This window comes from Pseudomonas maioricensis (genome assembly GCF_022790535.1).
GTDB classification, from domain to species: domain Bacteria; phylum Pseudomonadota; class Gammaproteobacteria; order Pseudomonadales; family Pseudomonadaceae; genus Aquipseudomonas; species Aquipseudomonas maioricensis.
The window spans coordinates 512,068-530,772 of sequence record NZ_LOHG01000001.1; the positions used below are offsets into that span (position 1 = coordinate 512,068).

Here is an 18,705-nt window from a genome sequence, read left to right on the forward strand (position 1 = left end):
CATGCATTCCATTTCATGCCGCGCCTCTTACTCGGCGGCGGACTAACCATTCGCCTGCAAACAGCAGACCCATCAATCCATATGAAACAAGCCCGGTGTACAACGCCCACCAGGACAACGGAGCCCACAGCGTCAACCCCGCGGCTATAAGCCCGTTCGCCAGAAAAAAGCAGCACCACACGACCGTTACCTGACGTGTGTAGCGAATGGCCTTTTCGGGCAGATGCGGGTCGCTCAGGCGCGCCAGTCGCTCAACGATCGGCGGGCCATAGATCAGGCTCATGCCGAACAGACTCAGCATTGAGGCGCTGATCAATACCGGGTACCAACGCAGCAACTCCGGGCTGCCCAGCAGCCCCAACAACAGGCAAAAGCCAATGGCGATCAGGGCGGTGATCAGTGTTGCGGGACGCTTGCCAGCGGTGAGCGCCCGTCCCAGCCACAAGACACCCAGCAGCAGCGCAAACTGCCAGGGTGCGAAATGCTCGGTGCCGTAGTAAACCGCGAACGGGTACAGCACGCCCGCCAGCAGAAGACCCAGGCCGATCAGCCGTTTCATTCGGCGGTGTTGGCCAGACGGTAAACCGCCTCGACGACGTCATTGACGGTGCGTACTGCCTTGAACTCTTCAGCGGCGATTTTAGTGCCGGTCTTGCGTTTGATGTGGTCGATCAGGTCCACGGCGTCAATGCTGTCAATTTCCAGATCCTGATAGAGATTGGCTTGCAGAGTGACTCGCTCAGGCTCAAGTTCGAACAGCTCGACCAGCGCATCGCGCAGGATTTCGAAGATGTCTTCACGGGTTTGCATGTCAAATCCTCAGGCCGCTTGTCGTGCGCTGACAAACGCCGCAAGGCTGTCCACGCTAGTGAAATGATCACGGGTGTCTTTGGCGTCCGCGTCGATCTTGATGCCGTAACGCTTCTGGATGGCCAGGCCCAGTTCCAGGGCGTCTACGGAGTCAAGACCCAGACCTTCACCGAAGAGGATCTGGTCATTGCCGATGTCATGGGTGCTGATGTCTTCGAGGCCCAGGGCGTCGATGATCAGCTGTTTAATGTCTTGATGTAGAACGCTCATCTGAGGCGAGCTCCCTGATGAAATAGTGATGCAGGTGATCGTTGAGCTTGCGCGACGCGACAGGCGCCGGGCCAAGCGCAGCAAAGGCGTGTGGATCTATATCGGCACCGACGCGCAAACTGAAGTGCACACGACGCAAAGGGATGCGATACCAGGGTTCGGCCTTGGTCAGCGTCGTCGGGCTGACCTGAATGACGACCGGAGTGATCATTGAGGCACCTCGTAGCGCAATTGCCGCTGCGCCGCGATGGAATTCTGGTGCGCAGCCGGGCTGAGTACGCGTGCCCTCCGGGAAAACGATCAGGGTCTGGCCGCTGCGCAATGCATCGGCGGCAGTGTCCAGCATCTCGGCGCTGCCATCGTTGCTGATGTAGCCGGTCGACCGCACTGGGCCGCATGTGAAAGGGTTTTCCCAGAGGCTGTGTTTGACCACGCAGTTGGCATCGCGCACAAGCCCGATCAGAAACACCACATCAATTAATGACGGGTGGTTGGCAATGATCATCTGGCCGGGGCGTCCCAGTCGTTCTGCGCCTTCTACTTCGTAAGTCAGCACGCCGCTGCGCGCCATGCGCTGAATAAACACCCAGAACAAACGGCTGATGGTTCTTCTGGCCTGCTGGCGTTTTTTCTCGGCATTGCCTGGCAGACAGCGCAGCAGGGGGAAATACAGCAATCGCAAACATAGCCCGCCCAACCCGAACAGGGCAAAACACATCGCAGTAGCGAGCAGGCGCCAGTAATAGGCGTCCTGGCGCTTTTTCAGTGGTTGCGTTGCCAGTTCCATAACCGGTTCTTCCAAGGGTGTTGGCAGATGTTCTGTTGGGTGTTGAGTGCTCGCAGCAGATTCAAGGCATGGGGCCATTCGCTGCAGGGCACCGTTTTGTCGCTGCTGTCTTGCAAGGAAAGCTGCCAGTCCGTTCCCGGCGTCAGCAACAAGCCAACGGCATAAGGGAAGGGCACGTCATCTATCCAGTCTGAATAGGCGTGGGGCGGTTGTTCTTCAGTCACGATCAGCAATACCGCAGGTGCACCTTCGGCGAGCAGTGCGGCCGCTTCGAACGCGCCGTGCTCAAGCCCGTCGCCAGCCGCAGCCAGGGCAGTCATTTCGCTGGTTTCGCCACGCATGATCGACCACAGGCCAATGACCGCGTTGTGCACGGACAGGCTGAACTGGGTGGGGGACAGCGGTTGGCTGGCCGCTACGTCGCGCAGAATTTCGAACGTGCGCGGTGTTTCACCATGGCGTGACACGAACACCAGGGGCAAACGCTCGTGGCCCTCAGCCAGTGGCCAGCCTACGGCGAATGCCATGCGTGCAAGGCGCCCCAGACGTCGACGCTGCATGGCGGGCAGGAACGACACGTCAGGAGCTTCATCGCTGCTCTGCAAAGGCGTGGGATGCTGGCTCCACTGCTGCCAGTCGTCGACCTGAGTCAAACCCGGTGCCCAGGCGCGCCATTGTGCGATGTTAAAGGTGATCAATGGATTATCTTCCCGCCCCTGCGGGCTACTGCTTACTGCGATATTGCTGGCAATTTGCCGGGATCGTGCGTATTTCCGGGCAAACGTCGGGCATTATCCCGATGAGGATGAGGAGTAGCAATTTGTAAAAATCAAATATGCAGAAATTTGCCACTTTTCCAGCCGGATTTTGTCTAGCGGCTGGCTGTAGCACTCGCCCTTGTCACGTGCATTGCATAGACTCCAGCCATCCACTATTTCCCCTGTAGTCAATTCAGGGACCAAGGAGGTCAACTCATGCGTCGGGTGGTTTTCAATCAGAAAGGTGGCGTTGGCAAGTCCAGCATTGCCTGCAACCTGGCAGCCGTCAGTGCTAATGAAGGGTATCGGACGCTTTTGATCGATCTTGATGCTCAGGCGAACTCGACTCAGTACCTCACCGGTTTGACGGGTGACGACATCCCCATGGGTATTGCGGATTTTTTCAAACAGACGCTTTCTTCAGGTCCATTCGCCAAGAAAAACCAGGTGGATATCTACGAAACTCCGTTTGATAACCTCCATGTCGTAACGGCCACCCCGGAATTGGCGGACTTGCAGCCCAAGCTTGAGGCCAAGCACAAGATCAATAAGCTCAGGAAGCTGCTGGACGAACTGGATGAGGATTACGAGCGGATTTATCTGGATACACCTCCTGCGCTTAATTTTTACGCCGTTTCAGCGTTGATCGCCGCAGATCGAGTACTGATCCCTTTCGATTGCGACAGCTTTTCTCGTCAGGCGCTGTACGGCCTGATCAAGGAAGTGGAGGAGCTTCGCGAAGATCACAACGAAGATCTGCAAGTTGAGGGGATCATCGTTAACCAGTTCCAGCCGCGGGCCAGTCTGCCTCAGCAAATTCTCGACGAACTGATTGCAGAAGGGTTGCCAGTATTGCCGGTGTATTTGAATGCTTCGGTGAAGATGCGCGAATCACATCAGGCCAGCAAACCGCTGATCTACCTTGAGCCCCGCCACAAACTGACCCAGCAGTTCGTGGAGCTTCATCATTTGCTGGAGACCAGGGCTTAGGCAATCAAGACCTGCAGGAGCTGCCGAAGGCTGCGATCGCGGTATACCGGGCGGAACGCTTCGCAGCCTTCGGCAGCTCCTACAGAAAATGTATTCGCCTGAGACGTCAGGTTTTTCTTCTTGAGCGAAGGTCGCCAGGCTTTACTCCTTCTTTTACCGCAGCATTCATCCTGTCCGTGACAAGCCTTGCCCGTTTGGCCAGGCCTTTCGGGATATCAATTGCTGCATCCATATCTGCTGCCAGGCTTTGCTGCGTCGCGATCAACTGATGGCTGCCGGGGGCGCAGTCGCATTTAACGTGGTGGCCATGGGTCGCGACGGCGATGTATTCGTCAATGAAGGTCGGGTTGCCCTGAGCGACGTAACCGACCGTTGCGCAGGCCGGGCACCAGACGGGGTCACCCATCCGCGCAAGTCTGCGCTGGTCCATGAGTTGTGTCGCCGATGCGCTCAATACAAAACCACCGGTGGTGGTTGGATCGTCTTCCCTGACTACATAGGACATGGATCTGCTTCCGTTAAACGAGTCGGACTCAAATCCTAGGTCTGAATAACGCAGCCGGGAGGGGCAAATCGCGGTTTCGGAAATCCCCTACGGAAAAATCAGCAAGGCGTAGTCATTGCCTTGCCGTAGACCGACTCAGATACCCTGGCTTTTCAGCCACGCCAACAGTTGCTGCAACGGAAACGCACCGCTCTGACGAGCGACTTCCTGACCGTTGCGGAACAAAATCAGGCTTGGGATCGAACGAATGCCCAATTGCCCGGACAACTGCTGATTGGCTTCACTGTCCAGTTTGGCCAGTCGGCAGCGCCCGGCCAGTTCATTGGCCGCCTGCTCGAAAATCGGCGCGAAGGACTTGCACGGGCCACACCATTCGGCCCAGACATCCACCAACAGCGGCAAGTCGCCTTTGATCTGGCTGGCGTAATCGCCTTGGGTCAGATTGAACGATGTGCTCAGAAATACCTGCTGTTTGCAGCGGCCACATTTGGGATGGTCGCCCAGGCGTTCGTTAGGGATGCGATTAAGCCCGTTGCAGTGCGGGCAGGGGATCAGCATGGGGTCGGACATGATGCCTCCAAAATCTAGTGACGCGCAGATTGTACTGCTCGCTTCCCACTTGGCTGTAACTGGTTTGAGGAGATTAATGCCCCTAGGCTGGTTTCAATGATTCAGTGACGGAGCAAACCATGAAAACGCTGGGCGTTATAGGCGGAATGAGCTGGGAATCCACAGCCACCTATTACAAATGGCTCAATGAAGGCGTTCGGGATGCGCTAGGCGGCCTCCATTCGGCGCCGATCCTTCTGCATTCAGTCGAATTCTCGGGCATCGCTGCGTTGCAAAAGTCCGGTGAATGGCACGTTGCAGGCGAGCAACTGGCCCAGGTCGCACAAGGTTTGCAACGAGCTGGCGCGGGCGCGCTGCTGCTGGCCACGAACACCATGCACAAAATCGCTCCTGCCATTGAGGCTGCGGTGGACATCCCGCTGTTGCACATCGGCGATGCGGTCGGCCAGACCCTACAAGCCTCCGGCGTGTCCCGCGCCGCACTGCTGGGCACGCGCTTCACCATGCAGGAAGACTTCTATCGCAACCGCCTTGCCGAGCGCTTCGGCATTGAATGCCTGCTGCCTGACGCTCAGGCCATGGCCGAGATCGACCGGGTGATCTTTGCCGAGTTATGCCTGGGGCAATTCAATCAACCCGCTCGGGATTACTACCTGAGCGTGCTTGAGCAACTGCGCGATCAGGGCGCGGAGGCGGCAATTCTGGGCTGTACCGAAATCGGCTTGCTGCTCGACGGGGTTAAAAGCCCGTTGCCGTTGATCGACAGTACCGAGCAGCATGTGGCGATGGGGTTGCGGTGGTTGCTTGGGCTGTAGGATTGGTCTCTTCAGATAAATCGCCATACATCCAGCCAAATGCAGTTCTTGTAGGAGCTGCCGAAGGCTGCGAAAACATTCATCCTGACACATCGCCATCGCAGCCTTCGGCAGCTCCTACAGAACCGGTGTTTGCAGTGCTATTGCGCTGGTACAGCGGTCGCTGAAAAATGCGGTAGTTATATATTGTGTCGTGTAGGACAGCTCTTACAGTAAATAAAGAGTGTTCGGAAAATTAATCTTTTCTTGCCTTTGATATCCAGCAATTGCGGGCTTTCTCTCGCTGGCTATCCGTTCGAATGGTTGTGACTTTCTGTGTTTGATGATTACCTTTTTCTCAGGTTTTAATAATAGATAAAGGTAAATAACTAATGAAATTAATTAATGCGTTGGCGTTCGCGTCGCTTTCTATCGCCGCTGTTTCAGGTGTTGCACTTGCGGGGCCTGAGGCTACCGTGACGTTCAAGAATAATTCGGACCAAACTGCGATATATGATCCGGTGAGTATCAGTGCCTATACTTATGCACATGCTGACCCTAAGCCGCCGGCGCGTGTCGGTCCGCGGTCCTCAAAAGTCTTTAAGGTCAAAGGACCTACCCCTGATGTGACGCCCGTCATTTTTCAATACAAAATCGGGGGAAAGTCCTGCAGGTTTAAAACAAGCTATTTAAAACTTCCTGGCCGTAACGGTGCGCCAAGGTGGAATAAAAGTGTCGAGGAGACGGGCGGCGCACGTTGTGAAGTAAGAATTACCGCTGTTAATCAGTCAAATCACAATTGGGCTGTGGAATTCACGATGAGGTAGAAGTCCAGATTGATAGGTTGTCTGGTCGCAGGGCTGTTATTTGGTTCTTGTGGCCAGACGGCGTGTTTGTACTATCTTATCGCTTAGAGGTTAGTAATGATTAATACTGTTTCCAGTACCAATAGCGCTTGTGTCAACTCGACTAGACAGACCAGTGATACCGCATCAGTATCTCTTCAAACAAAAGAACCAATAACCCGTGATGCATCATCCGCCAATGCGACATTATCGACGCTTTCTCGGCAGCTAGCGGACAGTGCGTTACGTGCTGAACATAGAGACAAGACTATGGATCGCCGGCAGTTGGGGGCCGAAGCCAGTCGTATCTTGAACAAAATGGCTGAAAGTGACTGGCGATTGGACCGCGCCGATTACAAGATTGAGCTTCCTGACACTACCGACCCTGAGCTGTTGAAGAGGGCCCGGCAAGCCGCTGAGTTTGTCGCTCGTTATGCTCACAACCACGTGGGAGCTAAAAATCCTTTTGACGGGCTTTCCAGAGCGCAGTTGAACCTGATTGTCTATGACGATGAGGGACCGTATACGATGGACGAGAGAAGTGCAGCCTGTAGTGCAGTGTGTGAAATTGAAGGCAAATGGAATGATGCTTTATGGGGCCCGGAGCGCCTGGAGTCGGCGGCCAATAATGGGAAAACGCCAATGTTCTATACCGAAGTGCTGGCGCACTATCGGACGCTTGAGCCTATAGAAGAAGCCCAGTATCCCGATATTTACGAGAGCCGTTTAGAGCGCCAGATCAAAGAAGCCAGCGACCCAACCTCAACAGATAAAAAAAGCGACTTTGAGTTGTTATCGCTTTTTGAGTTTCTCGCCCGCTATGGATTTCCCGGGGACAAGAAAAAGCCTGGAATTCTCGACGAGGCCTTCAATGGCGAGGCCTCCATGGCTGTGAACACAAAACAGGCGCCCACCGTCAGGACGAGCAGCTTATCTCCAGGTGCTTCCCCCACTCCGGCGGCCGCTGAGCGTAGCTAGCCATACCCGGTTGTTCGTTGAACGGGTCGCTGAGGACTTTATGAAGGCGGCGGACTTCTTCGTAATCACCGTTTTCAGCGGCATCGATGGCTTGTTGCGCCAGGTAATTGCGCAGGATGTACAGCGGGTTGACCGCGTGCATGCGCGTCTGGCGTTGCTGATCGGTGCCGCTGTCTTCACGGCTGATACGCGCGACATACTGTTCGGCCCAGTTGTCGAAGCCTTTGATGTCGACGAAGTCATCGCGTAGCACCCGCAGTGCTTCGGCGGCTGGTGCGTCGCCAAGGCGACGGAAGAACAGCGTGTAATCCACACCGCTGTTCTGCATCAGTTTGAGCAATCCGCTAATCAGTTGCTCATCGCCGTCTTCGGCGCTGGTCAGGCCCAGGCGACGGCGCATCAAGTCCTGATAGTGAGCCTGATAGAGCGGCAGAAACAAGCCGATGGTCTCACGCAAGGCTTCGACGCTAATGAACGGGGTCAGCGCCTGGGCCAGTGCGCTCAGGTTCCATTGGGCAATGGGCACTTGATTACTGAAGGCGTAGCGACCTTCGTGATCAGAATGGTTGCAGATGAAGTTCTGGTCGAAATCATCGAGAAAGGCGAAAGGCCCGAAGTCGAAAGTGATGCCCAGAATCGACATATTGTCGGTGTTCATCACGCCGTGGCAGAAGCCATAAGCCTGCCACTTGGCGATCAGTTCGGCATTGCGCTCGACGATTTCCTTGAACATTGCCAGATAAGGCTCGTCCTGTTCCAGGCACTGTGGGAAATGCATCGCCAGCACATGTTCACCGAGCGCCTTCAACTGCTCCGGTTGTTTGGTGTAATAAAAGTACTCGAAGCTGCCAAAGCGCACATGGCTCTGCGCCAGGCGCAAGACCATTGCGGCGCGCTCCTGCTTTTCGCGCCATACCGGTGTGCTTGAGCCGATCACGCAACCTGCGCGGCTGCTCGGGATACCCAATGCGAACAGGGCCTCGGAGGCGAGAAACTCGCGGATCGATGAGCGCAGCACGGCGCGCCCGTCGCCCATGCGTGAGTAGGGCGTCTGTCCGGCACCTTTGAGATGCAAATCCCAGTGTTCACCCGCATCGTTATAGACCTCGCCGAGCAACAGGCCGCGGCCGTCGCCCAGGCGTGGGTTATAGGAGCCGAATTGATGACCCGAATAGACCATCGCCCGCGGATCGGCGTCGGCCCAGAGTTTGTGGCCGCTGAATATTTCGGCAAACAGCGGCAGCTCGGCTTGCGCGGGATCGAGGTCGAGCAGGGCCAGGGCTGCATCGCTGGCTACGACCAGGCGCGGCTCGGCAACGGGTTCAGGCAGAACCGTAGTGGAGAACGCATCGCCCAGGCGGGCAAAGCGATTGTCGAAGGTGAGTTCGTCGAGGGCTTTCACAGGCCTTCTCCAGCAGAATGTCCGAGTATTCTGCTGGGTTGATCCGTATGCGTCCAGCGCTCCCAGGTTTGTTGGAGCGAGGCTTGCCCTCGAAGAACGCTAATGCGATTTGTCTGGGCTGCCGAGGCGCCTGGTTCGTGGGCAAGCCTCGCTCCAACGGGTCGGCATTTGCTTTAATCCAGCCGCAGCTCCGGCGGCTCTGGCTGGTCTTTCGGCGCGGGTTTGACCGGCTCCGCAGATTCCAGCTTGAGTGGCCCGCTTGGTTTTGGCTCTTCGTCGGTAGGCACCAGTTTGTATTCCTGGCCGTGCAGGTTTTTGAGGTAAACCTCCATCTGCCGGAACGAGATGTTGATGTGCTGCTTCTTGAACTCTTTGTTGATGAAGCGGTTGATCTCGTCGAGCACCGGGTTACGGTCGCCCAGATCACGTACGTGCATGCGCAGCTCATGATCCAGCGTGCTCTCGCCGAAGTTCAGGAAGTACACGATCGGCTCAGGATCTTTCAATACCCGTGGGTTATCGCGGGCCGCTTTGATCAGCAGGGTGCGAACCAGGTCCAGATCAGAGCCATAATCCACGCCGAGCTTGAGCGTGACGCGGGTAATGGTATCGGTCAGCGACCAGTTGATCAGTTGGCCGGTAATGAACGTTTTGTTAGGGACAATGATGTCCTTGCGGTCAAAGTCGGTAATGGTCGTGGCGCGAATACGGATCTTGCTGACTGTGCCCGACAGGTTGCCGATGGTGATCGTGTCGCCTATCCGCACCGGTCGTTCGAACAGGATCATGATGCCGGAGATGAAGTTGGCGAAGATCTCCTGCATACCGAAACCCAGGCCCACCGACAGCGCTGCCACCAACCATTGCAACTTGTCCCAGCTCACGCCAAGCGCTGACAGCGTAGAAACGAAGCCGATACCGGCAATGGCGTAAGACAGCAACGTGGTGGTCGCGTAAGCGCTGCCTTGGGCAAGGCTCAAGCGCGACAGCACCAGCACTTCCAGCAAGCCGGGCAGGTTACCCGCCAGCACAAAGGTAATACCGATGATCACCAGTGCGCCGATCATGTCGCCGAGGCTGATCGGCACCATGCTCATGGTTGCACCCGTACCGCTGGTGTATTCATAAAGGGTGATGTTGTCCAGGTACGAGAACACGGTAATCAGGTCCGACCAGACCCAATACAGCGCGGCGACGAAACCGGCCAGCAGCGCCAGACGAATCAGACGCAGCGACTGTTGGTTGACCTGTTCGATATCGAGCGTCGGTTCCTCCACGACGGCGTCACCATCGCCAGCTTCTTTGGCGGCCTGACGTTTAGCCAGCGCTCGCTGATAGGCCAGACGGCGTGCGGCAACACTCAGCCCGCGCACGAAAGTCGCTTCGATCACCAGCCAGAGCATCATGAGATACAAGGTGTCGATCAACCGGTCACTGAGCTTCAGTGCGGTGTAGTAGTAGCCGAAGCAGACCGCGACAAACAACGCGATAGGCAGTGCTGTGAAAGCCAGGCCCATGGTTTTGCGGAACAGCGAGGCGTTGTGATTGCTAGGGCTGATCAACAGCAACCGGGAAAGCAGCAAGGCCATCAGCGCATAGCAAGTCAGCACCACGCCAATGCCCAGTACATCATCGGCCAGCGCTGCAGGTTGATGCTCCGCCACGGCGACTACCGCCACCAGTGCCAGCACTACCAGGCCAAGTCTGCGTATCCAGCGCTGCAGGAATTCCACTTGAGCTTTTTCCCAGCGGAAATGCAGCTGGGCTACGCCACCCGGCGCGAGAATCCGGTAAGCGGTATAGAACACCAGCCATGCCAGTGCGATTTGCAGCAAGGCTTCGCCCAGGTTGGCATTTTGCCCTCGCGCATCGATCTGCAAGGCATAACCACACAGCGCCAGTGCCAGCGCCACGGGCATCGCCAGCAGGATATTGATCAGAATCGCCAGCGGTGTCTGCAACTGGCTGTCACGCTTGAAATGGCCGATGTCGGCATGCAGTTTGTTGAGCTTGTTGTAGAGCGCTTTGCGCCTCCAGGTCAGCACGCCGATCAACAGCAGCAGCGGCAGGAACAGGAGCGGGCGCTGAGTCAGGCCATCGCTAAGCTCGCTGACGCTTGAGGCCACCGGCAAGGTTGCGACCTGTTTCTGCAGACGCGGCCAGATGCCCTGAAACCACTCGATGTCGAGTGGCTTGTTGCTGGGGATCCAGAACATCTGCTCATCCAGCGTTGAGCGCAGGCTGATCGCCGTACTGACCAACTGCTTCTGGTTGAGTTGCAAGGTGATGGATTCATTGAGTAACGCGCTGAGTTCGCGGTTAAGGCGCTCCAGCAGGTCGCTGCGGGTGACGGCAAGGTCCAGCAGGGTTTTACGCAGTTGCGGAGTAATGTCTTGCGGCGGTTGCGTGGCCAGCAGTTTTTCAACGTAGGCGACCGGGCTGCTCATCAGTTCACGTTGCTGATTGACCTCGAACTGATACAGGCGGATGTCTGCGATTTCGTCCGCCAGGCCTTTGTCGAGCTGCAAGTGCGGCAGTGACTGCTTCTGCTTGTAGAGAATCTTGGACAGCAACAGGCTGCCGCGCAGCACGTTGATCTGCTCGTCCAGGGCCTGATCGGTCTGGGTCAGATTATCCAGCTGTTGTTTGGTCTTGAGGTTTTGCTGCGTCAGTTCGTTAAGGCGGTCGGTGCCACGTAACAGGTAGTCGGACAGCTTCAGGTTGGCAGCGCTTTCGGTTGCCAGCAGGCTGCTGCTTCCAGCTTTTTGGGCCTCCAGAGACAGCTGCGTCACCGTCTGTTGCGACTGGGCGCGACGCTTGTCGTTGATCAGGTTTTGCAGCTCCTGGATTTCCTGCTCCTGGCGGCTGACCTTCTCCACCAGCAGGTCGTGCTGGCTGTTACCCAGATCCTGCAACTGGCTGTTGCCGGCCAGTTCCTGGCGACGCAACACGTTCAAGGCGTTGATTGATGCCAGTTCGGCGTTGAGCTGATTGCGCTGGTCGGCGCTGACGTTTTTACCGTTGTCTTTGCCCAGCTTGAGGATGTTGTTGATTTGCTGGATACGGTTCTGATTGTTGCTGATCTCGGCTTGAGCCCGCTCGGGACGGGTCTGGGCGGTGATCACCATGCTGCTGGCGTCGCTCAGGGCTTTTTGCAGTTCTCCTTGCTGAGTGCTGCGCTCGCTGAGCATGTTTTCCAGCTGCGGAACATCAAGGCTGCCGTAACGTTGGGCGACGGGGATGATCCTGCTGCCCTTCAGCCGCGTCAGCTCTCGCTGGTTTTCCGTGATCTGCTTCGGCGCATCGGCCAATTGTTGCTTGAGTGCTGTGAGCTTTTGATCGTAGTCCCGCTTGCTGTCGATAAAGCCAAGGGTCTGTTCCAGCACTTGCTGCAGGGCTTTTTGGTCAGCGTCCGGCAGTTTGCGCTCGGCGATCTTGTCCAGACTCTGCTGTACCGCCTCGCGTGTAGGCGGGTCGGCGGCGAGCACCGGGAAAGAAGACAGGCAAAGGCCGAGCACAATGGCAGCAAAAAAAGTACGCAGGGGCAACATAGACACCGGTCGAGCTGATCGAATAGAAGGGCAGTTTAGAGGAACAACCCAGGGCCCGGGTTGCTTCCTTCCGGGAATCTGACGCCGACTTTGAGGATCTTGTTCCCCTCCATCACCGCAACTGTCCAAATAGTTCCATTCCATTCGATCTGGTCACCGACAACCGGCTCGCCACGATTCTTCTGCACGATGAACTGGCTCAGCGGCATGTTGCCGTCCTGGCCATCCAGCTTCAAGCCATACAAAGCCGCTACAGCGCTGAGCTGGGCGTCGCCCTCCAGCACAAAGTCGCCAAAGAAACGCAGGTCGAGACCGCGCTGAGGAGCCTGGCTGAAAAGCTTGCCCAAGGCTGGAAGGTCATGTTCGTGGCCGATGACGCACAGCAAATCACCCACTTCCAGGGTTGTGCTACCCGACGGGTGGAGCAGTTGCTGGCCGCGGAACAAGGCTGCGATACGTGTGCCTTCAGGCATTTTCAGCTCGCGCAAGGCGGCGCCGATACACCATTTTTCAGCGCCGAGGCGGTAGACGAACAGCTCCCATTCACTGGTGACATGAACTTCCAGTGGCGCTCGGGAGATCGGCGCAGGCTCAGGCGGCACCGTAACTTTGAGCAGTTTGGCCATCCACGGCAGGCTGGTGCCCTGCACGAGCAGCGAGACCAGTACGATAAAGAACGCCAGGTTGAAGTACAGCTGCGCATTGGGCAGGTTAGCCATCAGCGGGAACACCGCCAGAATGATCGGTACTGCGCCACGCAAGCCGACCCACGCAATAAAGGCTTTTTCACGGCCATGGAACGCCTTGAACGGCAACAACCCGACCAGTACCGAGAGAGGTCGTGCGACGAGGATCATCCACAGCGCCAGACCCAATGCCGGGATTGCGATCGGCAGCAGGTCGTGCGGCGTGACCAGCAGACCCAGCACCAGAAACATACCGATCTGCGCCAGCCATGCCATGCCGTCAAGCATGTGCAAAATACCGTGGCGGCTGCGGATCGGACGGTTGCCCATCACCAGCCCGCACAGGTAAACCGCCAGAAAACCGCTGCCGTGGACGGCGTTGGTCAGGGCAAAGACCGCCAATCCACCGGCGATCACCAGAATTGGATACAGGCCAGCAGCCAGATTTATACGGTTGACCAACTGCAACATGACCCAGCCGCCGCCCAGACCGATGACGCCGCCGATGCCGAATTCGCGAATCAGGTGGGTCAACAGACTCCATTCCAGGCTGGTTTGGCCGTTGGCAAGCATGCCGATCAGCGTCACCGTGAGGAACACCGCCATCGGGTCGTTACTGCCGGATTCGATTTCCAGGCTCGCGGTGACCCGTTCGTTCAGTCCTTTGCCGCCCAGCAGCGAGAACACCGCGGCAGCGTCCGTGGAGCCGACAATGGCGCCGATCAGCAAGCCCTGGATCATGTTCAAATTGAACAGCCAGGCCGCGACCATGCCTGTCAGAGCCGTAGTAATCAGGACCCCAACCGTCGCCAGAGACAGCGCTGGCCATAACGCGACGCGGAAACTGGAAACACGTGTGCGAAGGCCGCCGTCGAGCAGAATAACCGCCAGCGCGAGGTTGCCTACCAGATAAGCGGTGGCGTAGTTATCAAAAATAATCCCGCCGCCGTCTACGCCCGCGACCATGCCGACCGCAAGGATGATGACCAGAATCGGGATGCCCAGGCGCGAAGAAAGCGAGCTGACCAGAATGCTTGCACCCACCAGCAACGCGCCGATCAAGAACAGGCTGTTGATGGTCGTGGCATCCAAGGGCATTACTCCAGGCAGAAAAGTGATCAAAAAAAGAAAGGGCAGATGAATCACCATGCAGTCACCGTGCCAACGGATTCTAACCTGTTGAATTGGTTGGCTGTCAAAGCATTGCTGTTGATTGGCTGAACAGGATGTTCAATAGATGGCTTGAACTGTAGGAGGGCTGCCACGTGTCCTTGGTACCGCGGGGTCGCGAAGCAAACATCGGACCCTGTAGGAGCTGCCGGAGGCTGCGATCGCGGTGCGTCAGAATAAATGCTTCACAGCCTTCGGCAGCTCCTACAGAAAAGCATTTAACTTGAGGCATACGGCATCATCGGTACGCCCCCGGGAGTGAACCCGCCTCCCGCAGATTTACGCGGTGTCCCCCTAAAACCAGGCTTCGTGCATGTTCAGGCATGTCCCGTCACGCGCTTCCAGGATCGCCAGCTCGTGATGACAACCGGGGATTTCCCAGGTCAGGAAGTAACGCGCAGCCTGAAGTTTCCCTTGGTAAAAATCCCTGTCTGCCGGGTTGCCCGTCGCCAGGCCCTGTTGTGCGTGTATCGCCTGCTCCAGCCAGCGCCAGCCAATCACGGTATGCCCGAAAACCTTGAGGTATAGCGCCGAATTGGCCAGGGTCGTGTTCACTTTCCCCAACGCCAGATCGCCCAGCAGACCGAGGGTCACGGCTTGCAGGCGTGCCACCAGTTGCTCCAGTGGCTGGCGTAGTTCAGTCAGCGCTTCATGTGTCTGGGCACGTTGACTGGTATCGGCAATCAGCCGCAGCAATTGCTTGAGGCCCGCGCCGCCATTCTGCGCCAGCTTGCGACCCAGCAGGTCCAGCGACTGAATACCGTTGGTGCCCTCGTGGATCGGGTTCAGGCGGTTGTCGCGGTAATGCTGCTCTACCGGATACTCCCGGGTGTAGCCATGCCCTCCTAGAATCTGGATCGCCAGCTCGTTGGCTTTCAGGCAGAACTCCGACGGCCAGGCTTTAACGATAGGCGTGAGCAAGTCCAGTAATTGTTGAGCCCACTGGCGAGCCTCTTCGGTTTCCCCAGTCGTGCTGTCGTCAAATAGCCGAGCGGCGTATAGCCCCAGATCGAAAGCGCCTTCGACATAGGCTTTCTGGGTCAGCAGCATGCGTTTGACGTCGGCGTGCTGGATGATGGGCACTGGCGCGCTTTCCGGGTTTTTGCTGTCTGGCAGCCGACCCTGTGGTCGCTCGCGAGCGTAGTCCAGCGAGTATAGATAGCCCGCGTAACCGAGCATGACAGCGCCCATACCGACGCCAATACGCGCCTCGTTCATCATCTGGAACATGCAGTTCAGGCCCTGATGAGGTTGACCCACCAGATAGCCGACGCACTGACCGTTATCACCGAAGTTAAGTGCTGTTGAAGTGGTGCCGCGCCAGCCCATCTTGTGGAACAGCCCGGCCAGAATCACATCGTTGCGGGGGCCGAGGCTGCCGTCATCGTTGACGAGGAACTTGGGCACGATAAACAGCGAAATACCTTTCACACCGGCAGGTGCATCCGGCAGCTTGGCGAGCACCATGTGCACGATGTTTTCCGACAATTGATGATCGCCGCCGGAGATAAAAATCTTGTTGCCCCGCAGGCGATAGCTGCCATCTTCGTGGGGTTCCGCACGGGTGCGAATATCTGAAAGGGATGAGCCAGCGTGGGGTTCGGTTAACGCCATAGTGCCGAAGAAACGGCCTTCGATCATCGGTTGCAGAAAGCGTCGTTTCTGCTCGTCACTGCCGAAGCTTTCAATCAAGTTTGCCGCGCCCATGGTCAGGAACGGATAAGCCGTAGAGCCTGCGTTAGCGGCCTGAAAATGTGCAAAACAGGCTTGGGATAACAGCGTCGGCAACTGCATGCCGCCGTCTTCAAAACTGCGTGTTGCATTCAGGAAACCTGCCTCGAGAAACGCATCAACGGCAGGTTTTACCTCGGGAATCAGAACCGCTTCGCCATTTTCATAGCGTGGCTCGTTTTCATCAGCTTTGCGGTTGTGGGGCGCGAAGTACTTCTCAGCGACGGTGCGCGCCGTGCCAATCGCGGCATCGAACGTCTCCCGATTGTGCTCGGCAAACCGTTTGCGTTGGGTCAGCGCTTCGGCATCCAGCACTTCATAAAGCTCGAACGCCAGATTGCGGGAACTGAGCAGCAACTCGGACATGACCCTGTACCTTTTTGTTGAAATAGGCTGAGTCTAGGCGCGCATATTTCGGCTGCACAGGATGATTGATTTGGGTGATGGTTGGGGAAAGCAACACGCGAGTCTGTTTGGGGCGTGCGCTGCTCATCGGCGATGCCAGCGTATCGAGAACAAGTTCGTTCTCATCAAAGAAACCAAATTAATGGATTGAAATGCATCTTCTGTAGGAGCTGCCGAAGGCTGCGAAGCATTTCTCCCTGACACACCGCGATCGCAGCCTCCGGCAGCTCCTACAGGTCCAATGTTTGCTGTGAAACAGCGTCGCGTCAGATAGGAGGCAACTTGTTGCCGAGACGGCCTGTCTGGCTGGAATTTATCGAGCTTCAACTCCCGCCAAAGAGCGATCCACTTCGGTCCGGGCCATGCCGATCAGGTGAACGACGGAGAAGGCCAGGTCGCGCTTCGGGCCGTTGAGGCTGTCGCCGGATTCGTAGGCGGTCGCTGCTGCACAACGCAGCAGGTCGGAGATGTGGAGCAGGGATTGTTCAAGTGAGATTTGCGATGTGTCTGGCGTTACTTTTGTCATGGTGAGTACCTCTTTGGGGCCACCTTTCAAACGCCGCTAAACGAATGAGGGTGGCGGCTTTGTCGCGGGTTAGCAGACCGGGTACCCACCAAAACCGGCGCGCCCGAAGGCGCCCCGCGCAAAGCCGCCATAAACGGTGTTGTTGCGCGGTGGATACGGCAGGCTGCTAAACCCGATCACTGATGAGCAGTGACCGACGCAGCCTAAAGAGACAAAAACACCCACGCAACGGGGTCAGGAGTCTCTAGGAAGTTTCACGCAGAAGAAAGGGAGAAGCCTGTCGGAAACGCCCATTTTACAGGGCGTTTCGTTAGCGAAAGTAACCGGGTTGCTGTGGGATCCAAGACATCTGATTGAAATACCATCCCTGTGGGAGCCGGGCTTGCCCGCGATAAGGGCACCGCTATCTAAACTAAACCGCTTCCAGCCTTATCGCGGGCAAGCCCGGCTCCCACAGATTCAGTGGGACCCGCTAGCCATCCGGCCTGGGTGCGCCCGTAGCGGTCAGTCAGGTCTTACGCCAGCAACCTCAGTAGCGTTGTGATCGACCCGGATGTTCCGCCAATGAGAATCTTGCCGTCAGGCTGAACCATCACGCCTTTGACGAAGCCGATCTGGTCATTGGTAAACGTGATTGATCCGGTCCCTTCGTTGCCGAACTCGATGTCCAGCAAGCCATCAGGCAGGTAGCGGGTTAGCAGGTTGCCAGTCATCACGCCGCGATTAACCACTAGGATTCTGCCGTCAGCGTGCAGTGTCATGTCTTCGCCAACTTCGCCCGGGATGCGAACGGGTTCGCCGCGATTGAATGTCGGGTCGATTCGCCCGGCGGCGGTCAAACGAATCATGTGGCTGGCCGCGCCGATCTCGGAGCCTGAGTCGTTAATCAACGCAAGGACTTTGCCATCAGGCAGGTCAATCACCCTGCGGCAAGAGTTGTAACGGGCATCCACCATCCTGACCCTGTACACACCACCCTCGGCAAAGCCTTGATCGAGTTCGCCTGTACGGGTCATGCGCAGTATATAACCGTCATTGCCTACTTCACCGGCCAGATAAAACGAGTCATCAGCACTGCGCACCATGTGCAAGGTAGATACATAACTATTGCCCGTCAGGAAAGTTGCCTTGCCATCGATGCCGAAATAAGGTTCGTCTGTTTCGTAGTTGCGGCAATAAATAACACCCCCGTTACGGTCGGAGCTGGCCAATAAGACGGCTTCACCCATACCCAGTAGTCGCGGAGTGGAGTATTGCGGACCCTCGGCCAGATCCATGACGTACATCAGTCGCCCTTCAGGGTCATATCGGAGGAGCGGAAGTTGTTGGGACGCTGAACCGGTGATGAAGAATGATCCATTGTTCAGCCTGGCGAAACCGCTGGCGCTCTGTGCGAGGACATTCGGTGGTGCGATGGTAAGGCCGTCCTGCCTGTCGCCGAAGCGGGTGTCGAAGTTACCGTTGAGGTAAAGGGAGGCAACACCCGGGATAGGCGAGTTTGGTGTCTCGCGTTCGTAGGCCCCATAGATCATCAAACGCAGGCCGGATGCATCCATGGCCAGGTTCGACAAGTCATTACGAAAGTTGCCCGGTGGGCGGACATCAAGTTTCCCATTGATACCAAAGGCAGGATCAAACTCAGTTCTTTGATTGTGTAAGATTGTCATTCTCTAATCTCTGATTGCGTTAATTATATAGTTTTCGAAAGATGAATTAATCAGTCGATAGGGGCGTTTAATCACAGAGTATTAGAGAGTGCAATGAATTTTTAATGTCGCATCGCAGCCGTATGGGTGAGGTATATAGTGCAATTATATGGGGTGGTTTAAATCTGTTTTTATAGCGAATCAATAAGTGGCTTAGTTGTCAAGATTTTAAAATCATGGCAATAAAAAAGAGAGCCGAAGCTCTCTTTTTTAAATCCCGG

Annotated in this window: 17 protein-coding genes; 4 read left to right on the forward strand and 13 right to left on the reverse strand. The window is 56.6% G+C overall.

Translation table 11 applies throughout. The features are described from left to right. Window positions 1-13: 13 nt before the first annotated feature. Genes AUC61_RS02340 through AUC61_RS02360 form a run of 5 tightly spaced genes read right to left on the reverse strand, consistent with a single transcriptional unit; the run spans window position 14 to window position 2,565 of the window. A complete protein-coding gene (locus AUC61_RS02340; RefSeq protein ID WP_243244276.1) occupies window positions 14-559 on the reverse strand; it encodes a COG4648 family protein in 546 nt (181 codons plus the stop codon). Then, window positions 556-810: an acyl carrier protein gene (locus tag AUC61_RS02345; protein ID WP_122664184.1), complete on the reverse strand. Its 255-nt coding sequence runs from the start codon at window positions 808-810 to the stop codon at window positions 556-558. Before AUC61_RS02345 ends, AUC61_RS02340 begins: the two co-directional genes overlap by 4 nt. Window positions 811-819: 9 nt before the next feature. Next, entirely contained in the window at window positions 820-1,080 is a 261-nt protein-coding gene (locus AUC61_RS02350) for a phosphopantetheine-binding protein (protein ID WP_027901954.1), read from the reverse strand. Continuing rightward, window positions 1,055-1,867: a lysophospholipid acyltransferase family protein gene (locus AUC61_RS02355; protein ID WP_243244277.1), complete on the reverse strand. Its 813-nt coding sequence runs from the start codon at window positions 1,865-1,867 to the stop codon at window positions 1,055-1,057. The genes AUC61_RS02350 and AUC61_RS02355 overlap by 26 nt, the downstream gene beginning before the upstream one ends. Then, a complete protein-coding gene (locus AUC61_RS02360; RefSeq protein WP_243244278.1) occupies window positions 1,843-2,565 on the reverse strand; it encodes a beta-ketoacyl synthase chain length factor in 723 nt (240 codons plus the stop codon). Before AUC61_RS02360 ends, AUC61_RS02355 begins: the two co-directional genes overlap by 25 nt. Before the next feature lie 276 nt (window positions 2,566-2,841). On the opposite strand from AUC61_RS02360, the gene AUC61_RS02365 reads away from it, so the two are divergent. Continuing rightward, window positions 2,842-3,615, forward strand: a complete 774-nt coding sequence (locus AUC61_RS02365) for a ParA family protein (RefSeq protein WP_243244279.1) — start codon at window positions 2,842-2,844, stop codon at window positions 3,613-3,615. A 106-nt stretch (window positions 3,616-3,721) separates the two neighbouring features. Here the strand turns inward: AUC61_RS02365 and AUC61_RS02370 are convergent, their stop codons facing one another. Then, the gene (locus tag AUC61_RS02370; RefSeq protein WP_243244280.1) at window positions 3,722-4,120 is read right to left on the reverse strand and encodes a PAAR domain-containing protein; all 399 of its coding nucleotides are present in this window, start codon (window positions 4,118-4,120) and stop codon (window positions 3,722-3,724) included. Window positions 4,121-4,255: 135 nt separating this feature from the next. Beyond that, on the reverse strand, window positions 4,256-4,690 hold the full coding sequence (trxC, locus tag AUC61_RS02375) for a thioredoxin TrxC (protein WP_243244281.1): 435 nt from the start codon (window positions 4,688-4,690) through the stop codon (window positions 4,256-4,258). 119 nt (window positions 4,691-4,809) lie between these two features. Between trxC and AUC61_RS02380 the strand changes: the two genes are divergently transcribed. The 3 genes from AUC61_RS02380 to AUC61_RS02390 all read left to right on the forward strand — a co-directional run bounded on the left by AUC61_RS02380 (window position 4,810) and on the right by AUC61_RS02390 (window position 7,307). Then, window positions 4,810-5,505: an aspartate/glutamate racemase family protein gene (locus AUC61_RS02380; protein ID WP_243244282.1), complete on the forward strand. Its 696-nt coding sequence runs from the start codon at window positions 4,810-4,812 to the stop codon at window positions 5,503-5,505. 371 nt (window positions 5,506-5,876) lie between these two features. Then, on the forward strand, window positions 5,877-6,311 hold the full coding sequence (locus tag AUC61_RS02385; protein WP_243244283.1) for a hypothetical protein: 435 nt from the start codon (window positions 5,877-5,879) through the stop codon (window positions 6,309-6,311). 96 nt (window positions 6,312-6,407) lie between these two features. Then, window positions 6,408-7,307 (forward strand): hypothetical protein, encoded by a 900-nt coding sequence (locus AUC61_RS02390; RefSeq protein ID WP_243244284.1) that lies wholly within the window; start codon window positions 6,408-6,410, stop codon window positions 7,305-7,307. Here AUC61_RS02390 and selO read toward each other — a convergent pair. The 6 genes from selO to AUC61_RS02420 form a co-directional block, all read right to left on the reverse strand. Next, on the reverse strand, window positions 7,246-8,709 hold the full coding sequence (gene selO, locus AUC61_RS02395) for a protein adenylyltransferase SelO (protein WP_243244285.1): 1,464 nt from the start codon (window positions 8,707-8,709) through the stop codon (window positions 7,246-7,248). The genes AUC61_RS02390 and selO overlap by 62 nt on opposite strands. Window positions 8,710-8,882: 173 nt before the next feature. Continuing rightward, window positions 8,883-12,260: a mechanosensitive channel MscK gene (mscK, locus tag AUC61_RS02400; protein WP_243244286.1), complete on the reverse strand. Its 3,378-nt coding sequence runs from the start codon at window positions 12,258-12,260 to the stop codon at window positions 8,883-8,885. A 35-nt stretch (window positions 12,261-12,295) separates the two neighbouring features. Then, window positions 12,296-14,038, reverse strand: a complete 1,743-nt coding sequence (locus AUC61_RS02405) for a potassium/proton antiporter (RefSeq protein WP_122664225.1) — start codon at window positions 14,036-14,038, stop codon at window positions 12,296-12,298. 372 nt (window positions 14,039-14,410) lie between these two features. Continuing rightward, complete coding sequence (locus tag AUC61_RS02410; RefSeq protein ID WP_243244287.1) at window positions 14,411-16,213, reverse strand: acyl-CoA dehydrogenase; 1,803 nt, start codon at window positions 16,211-16,213, stop codon at window positions 14,411-14,413. A 352-nt stretch (window positions 16,214-16,565) separates the two neighbouring features. Then, a complete protein-coding gene (locus AUC61_RS02415; RefSeq protein ID WP_243244288.1) occupies window positions 16,566-16,778 on the reverse strand; it encodes a DUF6124 family protein in 213 nt (70 codons plus the stop codon). A gap of 515 nt (window positions 16,779-17,293) precedes the next feature. Further along, window positions 17,294-18,445 carry an NHL repeat-containing protein gene (locus AUC61_RS02420; protein WP_243244289.1) on the reverse strand — a complete coding sequence of 384 codons (1,152 nt, stop codon included), beginning with the start codon at window positions 18,443-18,445 and terminating at the stop codon, window positions 17,294-17,296. Window positions 18,446-18,705: the final 260 nt, after the last annotated feature.